The 15,295-nt window shown below is 66.1% G+C and carries 9 protein-coding genes; 5 read left to right on the top strand and 4 right to left on the bottom strand.

The window, feature by feature from the left end; translation table 11 throughout:
• Positions 1-54: 54 nt before the first annotated feature.
• Positions 55-2,679 (bottom strand): DNA ligase D, encoded by a 2,625-nt coding sequence (gene ligD / locus RDV84_RS14330; protein WP_309150725.1) that lies wholly within the window; start codon positions 2,677-2,679, stop codon positions 55-57.
• 272 nt (positions 2,680-2,951) lie between these two features.
• Between ligD and RDV84_RS14325 the strand changes: the two genes are divergently transcribed.
• Positions 2,952-3,221, top strand: a complete 270-nt coding sequence (locus tag RDV84_RS14325) for a hypothetical protein (RefSeq protein ID WP_309150724.1) — start codon at positions 2,952-2,954, stop codon at positions 3,219-3,221.
• Between the two features lie 3 nt (positions 3,222-3,224).
• Here RDV84_RS14325 and ssb read toward each other — a convergent pair whose 3' ends face one another.
• A complete protein-coding gene (ssb, locus tag RDV84_RS14320; RefSeq protein ID WP_309150723.1) occupies positions 3,225-3,818 on the bottom strand; it encodes a single-stranded DNA-binding protein in 594 nt (197 codons plus the stop codon).
• 354 nt (positions 3,819-4,172) lie between these two features.
• Here ssb and RDV84_RS14315 point away from each other — a divergent pair, with 354 nt between their 5' ends.
• The 4 genes from RDV84_RS14315 (at position 4,173) to RDV84_RS14300 (ending at position 9,850) form a co-directional block, all read left to right on the top strand.
• Entirely contained in the window at positions 4,173-4,403 is a 231-nt protein-coding gene (locus RDV84_RS14315) for a DUF6959 family protein (protein ID WP_425606387.1), read from the top strand.
• A gap of 241 nt (positions 4,404-4,644) precedes the next feature.
• Positions 4,645-6,699 (top strand): hypothetical protein, encoded by a 2,055-nt coding sequence (locus RDV84_RS14310; protein ID WP_309150721.1) that lies wholly within the window; start codon positions 4,645-4,647, stop codon positions 6,697-6,699.
• A 74-nt stretch (positions 6,700-6,773) separates the two neighbouring features.
• On the top strand, positions 6,774-9,332 hold the full coding sequence (locus RDV84_RS14305; RefSeq protein WP_309150720.1) for a hypothetical protein: 2,559 nt from the start codon (positions 6,774-6,776) through the stop codon (positions 9,330-9,332).
• Complete coding sequence (locus RDV84_RS14300; protein WP_309150719.1) at positions 9,329-9,850, top strand: hypothetical protein; 522 nt, start codon at positions 9,329-9,331, stop codon at positions 9,848-9,850. Before RDV84_RS14305 ends, RDV84_RS14300 begins: the two co-directional genes overlap by 4 nt.
• 851 nt (positions 9,851-10,701) lie before the next feature.
• Here RDV84_RS14300 and RDV84_RS14295 read toward each other — a convergent pair.
• Both RDV84_RS14295 and RDV84_RS14290 read right to left on the bottom strand, forming a co-directional pair.
• Positions 10,702-10,896 (bottom strand): XAC0095 family protein, encoded by a 195-nt coding sequence (locus tag RDV84_RS14295; protein WP_309150718.1) that lies wholly within the window; start codon positions 10,894-10,896, stop codon positions 10,702-10,704.
• Between the two features lie 581 nt (positions 10,897-11,477).
• Positions 11,478-15,290 carry a hypothetical protein gene (locus tag RDV84_RS14290; protein WP_309150717.1) on the bottom strand — a complete coding sequence of 1,271 codons (3,813 nt, stop codon included), beginning with the start codon at positions 15,288-15,290 and terminating at the stop codon, positions 11,478-11,480.
• Positions 15,291-15,295 lie beyond the last annotated feature (5 nt).

The following is a 15,295-nucleotide window of genomic DNA, read 5'->3' as shown; positions in this document are numbered from 1 at the left end:
GTGGCCGGACTGTGCGCCGGCCCGGGTTCAATCGCGGTGAAAACGCGAGTGCGCTCAATCGTCCGGCCGCAGCCGCTGCAGGCGTTCGGCCAGGCGGTCCAGGTCCTGGCGTACCGCGTCGATCCCCGCCCATGGATGCCGGCGCAGGCGCTTGACCCGCGCCTGCGCGGAGCGGATGTCGAACGCGTGGCCGCTCTTGACCCGGCCCAGTTCCTCCCAGCGCAGCGGCATCGCCACCGGCGCGCCCTCGCGCGCGCGCAGCGAGAACGAGGCCACGCTGGTGGCGCCGCGGCCGTTGCGCAGGTAGTCGACGAAGATCTTGCCGTTGCGGAATTTCTTGGTCGCGGTGGCGATGTACCTGAGCGGCTCCATCTGCGCCAAGGTCTCGGCAAAGCTGTGCGCGAACGGTTTGACCAGGTCCCAATCGCAGCCGGGGTTCAGCGGCACCACCACATGCAGGCCCTTGCCGCCGGAGGTGCGCACGAACGACTGCAGTTCCAGCTTGGCCAGCAGCGAGCGCAACTGGCGCGCGGCGGCGATCACCTCCGTCCAGGGCACGCCGCTGCCGGGGTCGAGATCGAACACGATGCGGTCGGCGCGATCGGGCCGCTGCGCCTTCGCGCCCCACGGATGGAACTCCAGCGCGTTGAACTGGACCAGGTTCATCAGTCCGGCCAGATCGCGCACCACCAGGTAATCGGCGCGCTGGCCCGATTCCTCTTCCAGGCTGACGCTGTCCACGTCGTCTAGCCCGGCGGTGTGGTGCTTCTGGAAGAAGCACGGCCGCGCCGCGCCCTGGGTGCAGCGCACGATCGACAGCGGCCGGTCGACGATGTCCGGCAACAGCCAGTCGGCCATCGCCAGATAGTAGGCGGCGACGTCGCGCTTGCTCGCGCCGATGTCGGGATAGACCACGCGTTCGGGGCTGGTGAGGCGGAAGTCGTCGAGGTCGGCGGCAGCCTGGGACTTGCCGGTGCGCGTCTTGCCGGCTTTGGCCTTGCCGGCGCTGGCTTTGGCGGCCTTGCGGGTCATGGCGGTTCGCTTCGGTGGCGGTTCGGAGTCGGAGTGGAGCCGGGTCGCGGCGCCCGGACCGCGGTCGCCGTCGGCCAGCGCGTCGGGCGTCTTGTCCTCGCGCAACGTCTTGAACGAGGCCTGCCGCAGCAGGCCGTGGCCGCCGACGCCGCGATAGAACGCCTCGACCACCAACGCCGGCGCGAACCAGCGCGCCGCGCGCAGGTCGGTGTCGTGCGGCGGCACGTGCACCGTCGGCGCGGCGGCGCCCCTGGGCAGGCGCTTGCTGATCCGCGCCAGCAAGTCGGCGGAAAAACCGCTGCCGACGCGGCCCGCGTAGGACCAGCCGTGCGCCGGGTCCGGCCGCGCCAGCAATAGCGCGCCGAACCCGCTGCGCGCGCCCTTCGGCGGCGTGTAGCCGACCACGGCGAATTCGTCGCTGGCCAGGCGCTTGCTCTTGCGCCATTCGTCGCTGCGGCCGCGATGATGGGCGCGGTCGGCGCGCTTGGACACGATGCCTTCGAAGCCCTGTTCGTCGGCCAGCGCGTAGGCGCGCTCGCCGTCGCCGAGGATGTGCGAGCTGTAGCGCAAATGCGGCCCGGCCCGCTGCAACAGCTGTTCCAGCAGCGCCTTGCGTTGCAGCAGCGGTGCGGCGCTGAGGTCCCAGCCGTCCAGGTGCAGCAGGTCGAACACCACCAGCGACAGCGCGCCCTGTTTCTCGCCCGACAGCGTCGCCTGCAGCAGGTTGAAGTCCTCGCGCGCGCCGCGGCCGGCGATCAATTCGCCGTCCAGCGCCGCGCAGTCCAGGCCCAGCGCTTCGACCGCGGCGGCGATTTCGGGAATCTTCCGGGTCCACTCCAGCGCGTTGCGCGACCACAGCCGCGCGCGGCCGGCGGCCACGCCGACGCCGATGCGGTAACCGTCCCATTTGAGTTCGTGCAGCCATTGTTCGCCCGAAGGCGGCGCTTCGACCAAGCGTGCCAACTGCAGCTCGAACGCGCCGCCGTCGAACGGCGCCCGCCGCGCGCCGGGCAGCTTGCGCGCGGCCGCGGCCCAGTCGCGGCGCCGCTTGCGCGCCGGCGCGACTTCGGCCAGGCGGCGCTTGCGCGGCTTGCCGCGGCCGGCGCGCTGCGCGTCGGCCGGCGGCGGCGAGGCGACGTCGGCGAGCAGGTCGTCGGCTTCGAGCGTGCCGGCGTATTCGTCGCGGTCCTTGAACAACAACCATTGCGGCTGGCGCGCGGGCTTGCCCGAGCGCACCAGGTGCCAGCCGCCCTTTAGCTTGCGTCCGAACAGTTCGAAGCGCAGGTGGCCCTTGGCCAGTTGCGCCTGCGGATCGCCGTCGGTCGCCCACACCCCGGTGTCGAACCGCGCGACGTGGCCGCCGCCGTATTCGCCGTGGGGAATCTCGCCTTCGAAACCGGCGTAGCCGAGCGGGTGGTCCTCGACTTCCACCGCCATGCGCTTGACCGCCGGATCGTAGGACGGCCCCTTGGGCACCGCCCAGCTCTTGAGCGCGTCGCCGACCTGCAGGCGGAAGTCGTAGTGGCGATGGCTGGCGTGGTGCAGCTGGACGACGAAAATCGCGCGCTCGCCGCGCGGCGGCGCGCCCGGTTCGGGCTCGCGGGTGCGGTCGAAGCGCCGCTTGCGCCGGTATTCGTGCAGGCTCATGCGCGCCGGTGCCGTTGCGATCGCCGGCGCTCAGGCCGGCCAAGCCCGAGCGCGCCGCAGCGAAACGGCGGCGGCGATCGAAGCGACCGCATTGCAGATCGGGGCGTAGCGCGGCATGTCGCATCCTCCACATCGCTGGGGCCGGAACGCGGCGCGAGCGGTCCGGCAGCGCGCCGGGCCGGGGCTCGCGGCGCCGTCGCCCCACGCTAGGCATCGCGGCGCTAGCGCCGCGTCGTCGCCGTCGGGCCGCGGCCTTGATCGCGCGCTAACGAATGCCTGCCGCCCGCGTCATTCCAGAAGCAAAACTTTTATCCATGGCGCTGCGATTGATTGCTTTGAGAGAACCTTCACGGCCCAACCCAACGCCGGGGCTGCACAAACCCGACAAATCTCGACGCGATTTTTTTGAAGGCTTCAAGCGCAAAAAAAAGCCGCCACCGACCTTACGGTCGGCGGCAGCTCTTTTTATTCAAAAACAGCTTGTTTTATGCTGCGACCTGGCGATTACACAGCATCAACAACCCGACATCCGAACCATGTAAACCTCAGAACGGAATATCGTCGTCCGCGAAATCGTCGCCGAAATCGTTCGACTTCGCCGGCGGCGCCTCGCGGCGCTGACCGGAGTCGCGGCCGCCGCCGTAACCACCGCCGCTGCCGCCGCCACCGCCACCGCCACCGCCGCCATAACCGCCGCCGCCCGCGGCACGGGCCGGACGTTCGCCGCCGCCACCACCGCCACCACCGCCGCGGAACTCGCCTCGGCCGCCGCCTTCCGAACGACCGCCGCCACCGCCGCCCTCACCGCCGCCACCGAGCATCTGCATCTCGTCGGCGATGATGTCGGTGAAGTACTTCTCGACGCCGTCCTGGCCGGTGAACTTGTCGTAGCGGATCGAGCCTTCGATGTAGACCTGGCGGCCCTTGCGCAGGTACTCGCCGGCGATCTCGCCGAGCTTGCCGAACAGCTTCACCCGGTGCCACTCGGTGCGTTCCTGGTTGTTGCCGTCGCGGTCCTTGCGGACGCTGGTGGTGGCCAGGCTGATCGTGGTCACGGCCATGCCGCCCTGGGTGTACTTGGTCTCCGGATCGTTGCCGAGGTTGCCGACCAGGATGACTTTATTGATGCCGCGTGCCATGGGGTTCCTTGCTGACTGCCGTTCTTGGACGGCCTAAGAGTGGATTATAGCCCCTCCCCCCGCCATCGGCCGGGCGGCCGCGGGCGGGTCGGAACACCCCGCGCCCGGCCCCCGGGATTCGGCTGGAACGCTTGTGGGGCAAGGCCTTGGACCGGCGACCGCCGCGCCCGTGCGGGCCGTCGCCGGATCGGACTTGCCCCCGGCGGACCAGCCGGGCGCCGCGCCCTGAGAACGTCCGCCGGCTAGTCTCGGCCCGATGCCGCCGCCCGGCGGCCCTCCACGGGACGCCCCCATGCACGGCGACACCCCGCCGATCACCGCCGAGGTCCTCTCGACCCCGTCGTCAATTGCGCCATCGTCAAGCTGTCTTCCCGTGCCTTCCCCGGCGTGCTGCTGCAAGGCGACACGCTGTACACCATGTATTGCCGGGCCCAGCACGCGCTCGCCGGCCTGGATCCGGCGACCCACGAGGACGAATACGACACGCTCGCCGATCTGGTCGAGCATCTGGGCGAGTGTCTTGGCGTCTACGAGCGGACGCTGGCGCGGTGCGGGTATTCGTTGCCGTACTACACCGGGGCGTAAAGGCCGCAGGCGGGTGTCGTCGCGGTCGCCAGGTTCCGCTGTGGGGGGCTGGTGCGCGGTCGCGGCTTGCGCCGCTCCTACAGGGCGGCATCCGGTGGTGAGATGGCACATGAAAGGCACCCGCATGTGACCCATCAACGGGCATCGGTAGCCGCTCGCTAAACTTTTTCGAAAATCTGCCGAGTAGCTCCCAATATGGGCCTTCCGAAGCGGGAAGGCCGTCCACAGGGAGCAACACGGCATGTCGGCAATCGTTTCGGGGACCGGTCTGGGTCTGTTCAACGGCTCGCTGGGCCAGATCGGGCGCGGCCTGGGCGGCAGCGCGCGGCTCGGCCAGGGCCAGGACGAGCAGTACGTCAATATCGCGACCGGCAATCTGGTGCTGCGGACCCAGGACGAGTTCCTGACCTTCCGCGGTCTCGGCATGGCGGCGGTGCGGACCTACAACAGCCGCGGCCAGCTCTCCGACAGCGGCGCCGATGCCTGGATCACCGGGTTCGAGCGGCGGGTGGAGTTGGTCGGCGGCGCCGTCGATACGGCCGGCAGCGTGATGCGCCGCTATACGGGCGATGGGGCGTACCAGGACTTCGTCCACGTCTCCGGCCAGCTGTACCGTTCGACCGCGGGCGACGGCGCCCACGACACCCTGGTCCGCGACACCAGCGACAACAGCTGGGGCTGGACCGAAGGCAGCAGCCGCCGCGCGGAGCGCTACGCCAACCACGCCGACGCCACGCTCAAGGGCCGCCTGATCCGCATTCGCGACCTGAAATCCGATCAGGCCACGGCGATCTACTGGAACGTGCTGTACGACGCGGCCGGCCGCATCGTCGAGATCGCCGCGGGCGAAAGCGGCAGCGCCGATGCACTGCTTTACGCCTACGACGGCAACGGCCGGCTGAGCTCGCTGTCCACGCGCAGCGACGGCACGGTGCGCGAGCAGACGCTCTACCGCTACGACAGCGCCGGCCGGCTGACTTCGGTGCTGACCGACCTGACGCCCGACGATCCGGCCGGGGATCGCGACAGCTGGGACGCCGTCAACTTCGCCAACAACGACGGCTATTGGCTGCACACCGTCTACACCTACGCCGACGCCAGCAGCCTGCGCATCGCCCAGGTGCGCCAGAGCGACGGCACCGTGGTGAGCTACACCTACGACGCGCAGGGCCGGGTGCGCACGCTGACTCGCGGCGATACCAACGCGGACGACAGCGACGGGGTCGGCCAGACTCTGACCTTCAGCTACGACGACGCCAACCGCAGCACCGAGGTCGCCGATTCGACCGGGCGCTCGTGGGGTTACGCCTACGACTCCGCGGGCCAGTTGATCGAAGTGCGCGCGCCCGCGGTCGCCGGCCTGCGCGAGCTCACTCAGTACAGCTACGACGCGGCCGGCAACGTGGTGCGGATCAAGAGCGTGCGCGGCAGCGCGGTGCTGGCCGAGACCGTCTACCAGTACGACGCCAACGGCAACGCGCTGTGGCAGTGGGACACCGTCGATCCGGCCAGCGGGACGGCCGCGACGGCGATCCAGCGCACCTGGACGGCGACGAATCAGCTCGCCAGCCAGACCGTGTACACCGGCCTGGACCCGGACCGCGAACTCGCCACGCAGGCACCGAGCGGTGGCTCGACCACGTACTACGTCTACGACACCGTGGACCGCCTGCGCTTCGTCGTCGGCGCCGACGGCGCGGTGCGCGAGTTCGAGTACGAAACCGTCGGCGCCGGCGCGGGCCAGGTGGCGAAGGCGCGCCAGTACCTCGGCGCCGCGTACTCGGGCGCGGCCACGCTGGCGGCGCTGAGCGCGTGGGCCACGGCCGCGCAACGCGCGCAGGGCACGCTGGTGGAATCGAGCTACGACCTCAAGGGCCGGCTGGCCGGCACCAAGTCGTACGCCCAGGTCGACGCGTCCGGCAACGGCGTGGAGAACGACGCCGCCGAGCTCGTGCAGTACCGCTACGACGCCCACGGCCAGTTGCTGCAGCGCCGGGTGCTGCGCAGCTCCACCGTCGCCGTCGACGATGCCCGCGACGTGGTCCAGACCACCAGTTACGCCTACGACGGCGCCGGCCGCCTGCTGTCGGAGATCGTCGCCGAGAAGACCGGCAACGGCGCCGAACAGGTCCGGCGCAGCGTCAGCCAATGGAGCTACCTGGCCTCGTCGAACACGGTGCGGATCGTCGTCGAAGGCGGCGCCGTGAGCGACGGGATCGCCGGCAACGACCGCGTCCGCCTGGAAGTGCGCGACGCCAGTGGCCAGTTGTTGCGCGTCCCACCACCAACACCCTGACCTACGACGCGCTCGGCCGCCTGATTTCCCAACAGGAAACCACCCGCCTGAGCACCGGTAGCATCGACGACCGCGTGCGCTACTACGCCTACAACGGCGACGGCCAGGTGCAACTGCGCCGCGAAGGCACGATAAAGAACGGTCAGTTCGTCCAGGACGGCGCGGTCAAGCCGAACTACCTCTACGCCTACGCCGGCGGCCAGCAGATGGCCCAGATCACCGAAGGCAGCCGCATCGTCAGCCTCAACGGCGTCGGCATGTACCAGGCCGGCGGCGCCAAGGTCGTGGCCCTGGCCGGCGAAACGCTGCGCACCCTGGCCCAGCGCATCTACGGCAACGACCTGCTGTGGTACGTGCTGGCCGAAGCGAACGGGCTGGGCGAACCGGATCAGGAGATCGGCGGAGGGCGGGAACTGACCGCGCCGCGGGTGGATGTGAGTCGGAACGATGCGAATACGTTCAAGCCGTACGATCCGGGGGAAGCGATTGGGTCGACTATGCCCGGATTACCGTACATTCCGCCGGCGCCGGGCGCGAAGTGCGGCGCGATGTCGAAGGTCATCTCCGTCATCGTCACCGCGGTCGTCAGCTACTTCGCAGGCGGAGCGGGCGGCGCCGCCGCCGGCAACTACGCGGGACAGATGAGCCAGCTGATGTTCAACGGCCAGTACGACTGGGGAAGAGCCTTACGCTTGGGCCTCAACCCCTTCGGCGGCAACAGTTCGGATCTGGCTCGCTCAGTTTACGATCCCGGCTCGCATGGTGCGCCAGGCCGAATCGACTACAAGAGCATCGCGGTGTCGGCAGCCTCCGCTGCTGCGACGAACGGGATCTCGCAGTACGCCAGCTATCTCGGATTGAGCACGGCTTCCTCGATAGCGCTGCAAACTGTCGCCACCACAGCAGCGAACTATCAGTTCAATAAATGGGCGGGATACGACGTCAGTTGGAGCAATCGCCAATTAGGTGCCAACTTGCTGAGCGCCGGTATTTCGGCGGGCATTGCCACGAAATGGGGAACCACAGCGGATGCGTTCGCTGATGGAAAACCGTTAACAACTGCAGGCATTGCCATCAGCAATGGTCTGGTACGCAGCGCGGTCGGGAAGCTTGTCTCGAACATCCCATTCAACTGGAGCGACATTGCGACATCGGCTATCACCGACTTTGCAAGGGATGGACTTACAGCTGCCCTCCGAAGCCGACTTAGTGACACCGTATCCAATACTCCCCCCGCTTCCGCTGAGGAAAGTTGGACTCCACTGTCCCCCTTCGCGACAGGTAGCGGGCTAATTCCCGCCCCCGAGTCCGACCTCATGCCCTGGGAAGGCCTAGGAGGCTTCGACCTCGGAACAGGCCTGTCTTTTGCCTCCGGAACGCCGTCGTCGGCAACCCTGCAAGTGGATCAAGATTCACGACCGGCTGTACCTAAAACGCAGAAAGACTTCGGCACCCATGCAAATGGCGCCGGAGCGAATGGACAGTCGCAGGGCAAGCAATACATTTCCGATCTAAATTCGTACCTCGTCGGCCGTGGCATGCGCCCAATGGATAACGACATAACCCCCGAAGGGGCTGCAATTCGTTATCTCGACCTGACTGACGGAGAGCAAACCCACGACATTGGAGAGAGGGTGACGGTAACGGCACCGGGCGCGACCGAGCCTGCAACATTCACCGCGCTGGACTATCGGAATCTTGGCAGCGGCATCGGTTATGGTGTAACCAGAAACGACTTCGCGTACGAGTATGCGGAACGCACCGGAGAGCTCCCGGTCTCTTGGTTGGAGCAGAAGGAGCGCCGCGACGCCGAGCTCCGCTACACTTATTTCCAAGTAAAGCAACACGTGGACGACAGACAGTGGCAGATGGTGAATACCTTCTTCATCGGCCCGTTGAAAGCCGGCACTTTGATGGCAGTGAGTCCGTTAGCGGCCGCTGGATATGGCTTGTATGAAGCTACTAATTTGTGGTCGGATGGACACAAGAAGACGGCTGTAGTCGTCGGCGGCCTTTCGGCACTGGGGCTAAGAGCATCTCTTGTCGGCACTGAAGTCAAGGAGTTCTTCGCTGGGTATAGCGCAGCTCGATTCCAACTCCCTGTGCGAGCAGATAGTGCCGTCCTAAAAACTAGTCACGAGTTCTTCGCCGCGTACCCGATTGAATCGTTCAAGGGCTCGCTGGAGGCGAGGTCCGCTTGGAAAGTATATAAGGATACGAGTACCGACCCGACCGAGATCGTCATGGGGAGATTGGAAGACACAGCCGTGGGAGCTGAACTCGGCATGCAGCGCTTGAATGCGCCCGCGTGGAATCCTCAGATCAACGATGCATGGGTGCAAGGAGGCATCGATGCGAGCAGAAAATTTTATTTGGCATCCCCAATACGCTTCAACACCCTGCGCTCAGGCGACCCGCTATACCCAACAACGGTATTCATGAGGGAGCTGAAAATGTTACGAGGAGCCGGCTATTCCAGACAGGGTGATTACATGATTCCGCCATCCAACCCACCGCCGCCGCGAATCATCCAGGGAACGGTTGCCGCACCGCTGCCCAAGCCTGCATATACGCCAGACTCTCCACTTAGAGGTGTTAGCTGGTACCCGTTCTATGGAGAGACTGAGCAATGAGCGAGCTGAGTGGGTTGAAAATCCTAAACGACCTAGCGACGACCAGTTTGCGGTTCAGGCCGAAAACTGATGAACCAGTACAGATGCTGCGTTCGCTCACCATGTGCGTCCAGGAAATGACAAGAGAAGAGCTGCTCCTGCTTCGACAGAAAATAGATACAAAACTTGGCTTTAAGCTAATGTACCTGAGCGTCCTAGCAGCGGAAAAAAGCATCAATACCGGCCAAGCCGACTGGTTAAAGTCCGCAGTTTGTGCGCATGTAGTGGAGGGAATGAAAGGTGACTATCGTGAAAACACTCTCCGACTTGGCGCCGTCGAATACTCAGCCTGGAAATTAGGGATACCTGTATCTACCTTGTTGGAGCCTTTCAAAGTCATCCTCAGCGACAGTGAGCTTGAGCAGTTGCAGCAGGCCTTAGGAAGTGGGCGAGGGGAAAATTCCCTTTGGGCAGTCGGAATGAAAGAGGAAATCATCGACGGGCTCTCCGTCTTTGTTTCAGAAAACCCCACTCCTTAAAATAAACTTGGCAAAAGGAAAACAGGGGTCAGAGTGCACTTTCCACCCATCCTCATAGGACGCACACACCTTGCGCGGCCGGCCGATCGTCGCCGGCCCCGCTCGCCGCTGCAGTTGGGCTTCAATCATTTCGCGAAATCGATCAGAGCCCAACGCATGCTGGCGCTGAAGCCGTAGCCGAATCAGCTGAAGTTCTTCCGCAGTGGTCGAACTTCCTACAAGTTCGCGATAGACCTTCCGTCGGGTCGTCGTCCAGACTCAACCCCAGGTGGGACGGATGCGGCCTGATCATTGCGTCATGCACCCCTTCAGCATTCCTCTTTTGCCATGGAATATCCTCAGAATATGCCCAAGTGCTGACGCGACTGAGACGCCGCCGATGGCAAAGGTGGCAAGCCGCCGCATCCCAATCGCAACACAATTTGCCTGACGCTCCGGGCTGTGAGCCTCGGGCGCAAACCACGACGACTCGCGCGCAAGCCGGCTGGCTTGCGCGCAAGGGTTCTGGACTTGCGATCGCGAGGCTTTGCGGGGCGCACGCAAGATCCAATATCTTGCGGTTGGCTCGAAAAGTGTCGCGGGTAAAGCGATTCGTCCCGGTCGCAACGCAACAGGACTCGAACTCGCAACGCTGTGGGTCTTGCGGCCGGGTGTTTTGGGCTTGCGACGGGATCGCGCGGGCCGAGGCTGAAACTCGGCGGCTTTCGTTCGAGGCGAATTGGGTTACATACACCCCGTGGCGACACGCATTCGCGCCATCGAGGCTTTGGCGGGAGATCGAATCGCTTGCGATCTGGACGGAGCCGAAGGTCGCCGCCGGCCGGGCGGCGACCGGTGGGCGGTGAAGGGGCTTAGTCGGAGCGGATCGTTTCGAGGTTTCCGTGGACTTGATCGGCCCAGAGGCGGAACACGCGGGCCAGGGCGCGGCGGCGCGATTGTTCGGGTTTGCGGATTTCGGGCGATGGGGTGGCGGGGTCGATGGTTTGGGCGATGCCGATCAGTTCGTCGCGGAAGGCTTGCAGGCCGTGGTAGGCATCGGCGGGCAACAGGACGTAATCGGCGGGGGTCGCGGGCGCGGTTCTTCGGGGCATCGGCGGTACTCCTCTCCATGAGCCAGTGGCCCGCGCTGCGCGAAGGCGCAGGCGGGATGTCGGGAGGCTAGAAACCGCAAACAGACGGCGGGCGTATTCCCCTTGCGGGTGTTGTATTAGCCGCCCTCCCGACGCAAGCACACGCGCCGGCCATGCCCGAACTACAGGCATAAAAAACCCACCGGAATCTCGGAGGTGGGGGCCGCTGTTTGAGGAGTTTCTAGGCTCCGGCGCCAAGACTGCTACTCGCAAAAACACTTGTCAACAGCCGCTCGCAGGGCTTTTCGAGCTGTGTGCAATGCTGATGCACGCAATACGCATCACACCGAAAGCCGCAGCAGCATCGCGAGCGACCCCGCAACCTTAGAGCGCGCTCGGGTGAAGTAACGGCGTAGTTGAGTCGACGCGGTCGCGGCTTGCGCCGCTCCTACAGGGGGCGGTCGCGACTTACTCGGCGCTTGCAGCTCCGACAAAGAAAAAGGGCGTCCTCGCGGACGCCCTTTTCGTTCTGCGATGGTTCCGCCCTGCTCTGCCGCTCAGTAATAACCGGCCAAGTTGAGGAACCACCCCTTGTTGTCGTATTCCAAATCCGTCATGTCGTCGCTGAAGTCGGTGAAGTTGTAGCCCACGCCGACCTTGAAGTTCTCGCTCAGCTGACGGTCCACACCGACCAGCCAGCCGCGACGGTCGCCGCCGTCCTTGACCGACAGCCAGCGGTATTCGGCCATCGCGTCCCACTTGGCGATCAGGTGGTAGCGCACCTGGCCGGCCAGCAGGTCGGCGCGGCTGTCGAGCCACAGGCCTTCGCTGCGGCCCATGCGGTAGTCGCCCCAGCGGCTGGCGGCCTTGCCGGCCACTTCCCACTTGTCGTCGATGCGGTAGATGCCTTCGAACGACAGCACCTGCGAGCGTTGGTCGTAGCGGTTGCCGCCTTCCTGGCCGATGGTGGCCAGGTCGTACAGGTACACGTACTTGCCGAACGCGGCCCAGCGCGAGTTGTCGTGCGGGCGGTAGGCGAAGCCGAGGTTGCCTTCGACGGTCTTGGCGCCGCGGCTGACGTCGATCTGGTCCTTGATGTCGGAGTACAGGAAACGCGCGGCGATGCGCCAGTCTTCGTTGATCTTGTAGAACAGGCGGTTGGCGGTGGTCCAGGCTTCGCGGCGTTCGGCGCCGCTGTCCTTGCGGTATTCGACCTTGCTCGACCAGTCGGTGCGCTGGTCGGTGCGGCCGCCGCTGAGGCTGTAGGCGCGGCGGTCGATGTGGCCGGAGGGGCCGTCGACGTCGCCGTCCATCACGCTGAAGCCCAGGTTCCAGCCTTCGGCGGGATAGAAGTCCATGCCGAAGGTGTGGCCGATGCCCTCGCTGGAATCGCGCGGGTCCTTGAGGAACACGCTTTCGTTGTAGAGGTTGGTCTGGTTGTTCAAGCGCCAGCGCTGGCCGATGGTCCAACCGGTCTGCAGCACGTTGTCGAACAGCGGGTCGCGTTCGGTGCTGTCGGCGCTGAAGGTGTAGCCGCCGTAGATGGTGTGGTCCGGGGTCAGGCGGTATTCGGCCTCGGCCTTGCCGGCGCTGCCGCGGCTGCCGTTGCTGTATTCGGCGCTGACGCTGGAGCGGTCGCCGAACAGGTAGCGCGCGCCGATCGTGCCCAGGTCGTTGCGGTCGTAGCGCCCGCCGTCGTCGTCGACGGTGTACTGGCCGGCGACGTACAGCTCCAGGCTGGAACCGATGCGGTGGGTGTAGCGCATCGCGAACAACATCGCGTCGAGGTCGGGCACGGTCGAGCCGGCGCCGCGCTCTTCGCGGATGCGGCGCAGTTCGGCGCCGAGCTGGTCGTCGTTGGTGATGCGCCAGTCCATCGTCAGCTGGCTCTGTTCCAGCGCCTCGTCGCCGCGTTCGCGGCGGGTGTGGCGGCCGAACAGGCTGAAGTTCTCGGTGAAGTAGCCGAGGAATTCGGCGCCGTACTCGCGCACGGCCTGGCCCTGGTCGTAACGCGAGATCGAGAAGCCCGGATCGACGTCGCGCCACCACGCGCCCGCGCTCCAATCGAGCTGGGTCCAGCCCAGTTCCTTGAAGTTGGCGCGCGCTTCGATCTTGTCGGCGTCGCCCTTGCGCGGGCCGTCGATCGGGTTGACGCGGACGAAGTCGATGCCGCCGTTGCTGGAATACCACAGCGGCGCCGCGGTGGATTCGCTGCGGCTCTTCTCCAGTTTCAGGTAAGTGCCGCGGCCGGCCTGCAGGGTCAGGTCCACGCCCTTGAGGGTGTAGTCGTCGCCGCTGCGGTTCTCGTCGATGTAGGTGCCGCCGACGGCGAGGTGGTCGCCGAACCACTGCTTGCCGCGGAAGCCGGCGCTGACGTCGTCGGTCTGGAAACCGGCCGGGACGTATTCGTAGTCGACCAGCAGGCGCTGGGTGTAGCCGTCCAGCGGGGTGTCGCGGGTCAGCGTGCGCACGTTCTCGCGGGTGATCTGCGACAGCGGGCGGGTCAGCAGGATCCGGCCCTGCATGTTGTTGATTTCGTAGTCGGCGCCGCGCGTCAGGTCCACGCGCGATTCGACCCGGCCGGTGCTGACGTCGCGGATTTCGACGGTGACCTTTTCCGAACCCGGCAGCAAGTCGGTGTGGCGCAGCATGTACAGGCTGTTGCCGGTGCCGAGGAACTCGGTGTGGCCGAGCGCGCTCTGCGCTTCGGAACCGAACACGCGCAGCTCGCTACGCGGATCGCCGAGCACGGTGGTGTTGCGGCTGCGCCAGGCCAGCGCCGCGCCGTACAGCGAGCGGTTGTACTGGGCGTACTCGGTGCCGGTGATGCCGGTGTTGAAGTTGCCCCAGATCGCCTGGTTCTGGTCCCAGTCCACGCGCAGGTACAGCTTGCCCTGGGTGTCGACGTCGCGATAGGTGTTGGAATCGTCGCCGTAGACCGGGTAGTACAGGTTCGGGTCGAGGCGGCGGAAGATGTCCTGCGCGTCGGCGTCGAAGAAGCCGTTGAACAGACGCTTGATCTCGTTCTCGCGGGTGTCGGCCTGGGCGGTGATCAGGTACTTGCCCTGCACCTTGCCCTTCAGATAGAACGCCAGCCGGCCTTCGCTGATGAAGCTGTCGTCGTAGCGGCCGCGGTCGCCCGCGGCCATCGGCTCGATGTTGCCGCTGACGCTGTTCTTGGACAGGGTGACGTCGGCCAGCGCGACCAGGAAGCTGTACTTGCCGGTGACGTTGACGTCGAGGTTCTTCTCCAGCGTCGTCCCGCCCTGCCCCTTGATCTTGACCGCATAGGTGTGCGGCCCGACCGGCTCGAGGAACTCGGCGGCGAACTTGCGCTCCAGGTCGATCGGGAAGGTCTGGTCGTTGATGGTGAGCTGGGTGTCGCGCGGGATGTCGCGGCCGTAGATGCGCACGCGCGAGCCGTACACCGGGATGTTCTGCAACCGGATCGCGTTGGTGCCGTAGATCGAGCTGGTGATCGCCAGGTCCTGGGCGTTGCGCTCGTCGATCGGCTGGCCGAGGCTCTTTTGCACCTGGTCGCGCTGGATCTGCACGCCGCGCTCGTACTCTTCCGGCTTCAGCAACTGGATGCGCTGCGGCTGGATTTCGTCGAACACTCCGCTCTTGCCGTAGGCGCGGGCGATGTAGATCAGCTCGTCGCCGGCGAGCAGGTTCAAGCCGGCCGGCAAGGCGCCGTCCCACTCCTGCTCGGCCACGTTCTCCACCGGCACGTCGATGGTCGCCAGCGGCGTCACCAGGTCGGTGTCGCTGCCGCGGTACACAGTGACCTGCAGCTTCTCGATGAAGGACGCGTAGTTGGTGTAGGCGTGGAAGCGCACCGGCTTGATGATGCGGCCGTTCTCGAACGGCGCGGTCGAACCGGACTGCACGTTGAGCACCGGCGGGCCGAGGGTGGGATCTTCGGTGGCCCAGATCACGCCGCCGTTGGGCAGGTCGATCTGGAACTTGCCGGCGATCTTGGCCGTGCCTTCGGTGAGGTTCTCGCGCACCACGTCGACGCGGCGGTTGGCCTGCAGCGCGGCGGGGTCGTCGCCTTGCGCGACCGGCTTGTCCTCGCCGCGGGTGCGCACGCGGAACAGCAGGCCCTCGTCGCTGCGGCACTCGTTGCCCTGGCACTGCGCCGGGACCTCCGCCGCGCCCGCCACCGCCTCGCGCGCGGGCGCGGGCTTGTCGAGCGAGCTCAGGTCCACCGGCACGGCGCCGGCGCGGCCGCCGTCGCCCTGCTTCAGCGGCAGGCCCGGCTGGCCGGACTTCTGCGCGTACGCGGGGGCGGCGGCGCCGGCGGCGAACACGCCGCCGGTCAGCAGGCCGATCAGGGTCATGTCCAGAAGCTTCATCTTGATCTTCATGGCCA

The organism is Lysobacter yananisis (assembly GCF_031199375.1).
GTDB classification, from domain to species: Bacteria; Pseudomonadota; Gammaproteobacteria; order Xanthomonadales; family Xanthomonadaceae; genus Lysobacter; species Lysobacter yananisis.
The sequence above is the reverse complement of the archived record's forward strand: the minus strand, read 5'-3'. Positions and strand labels throughout refer to the sequence as shown.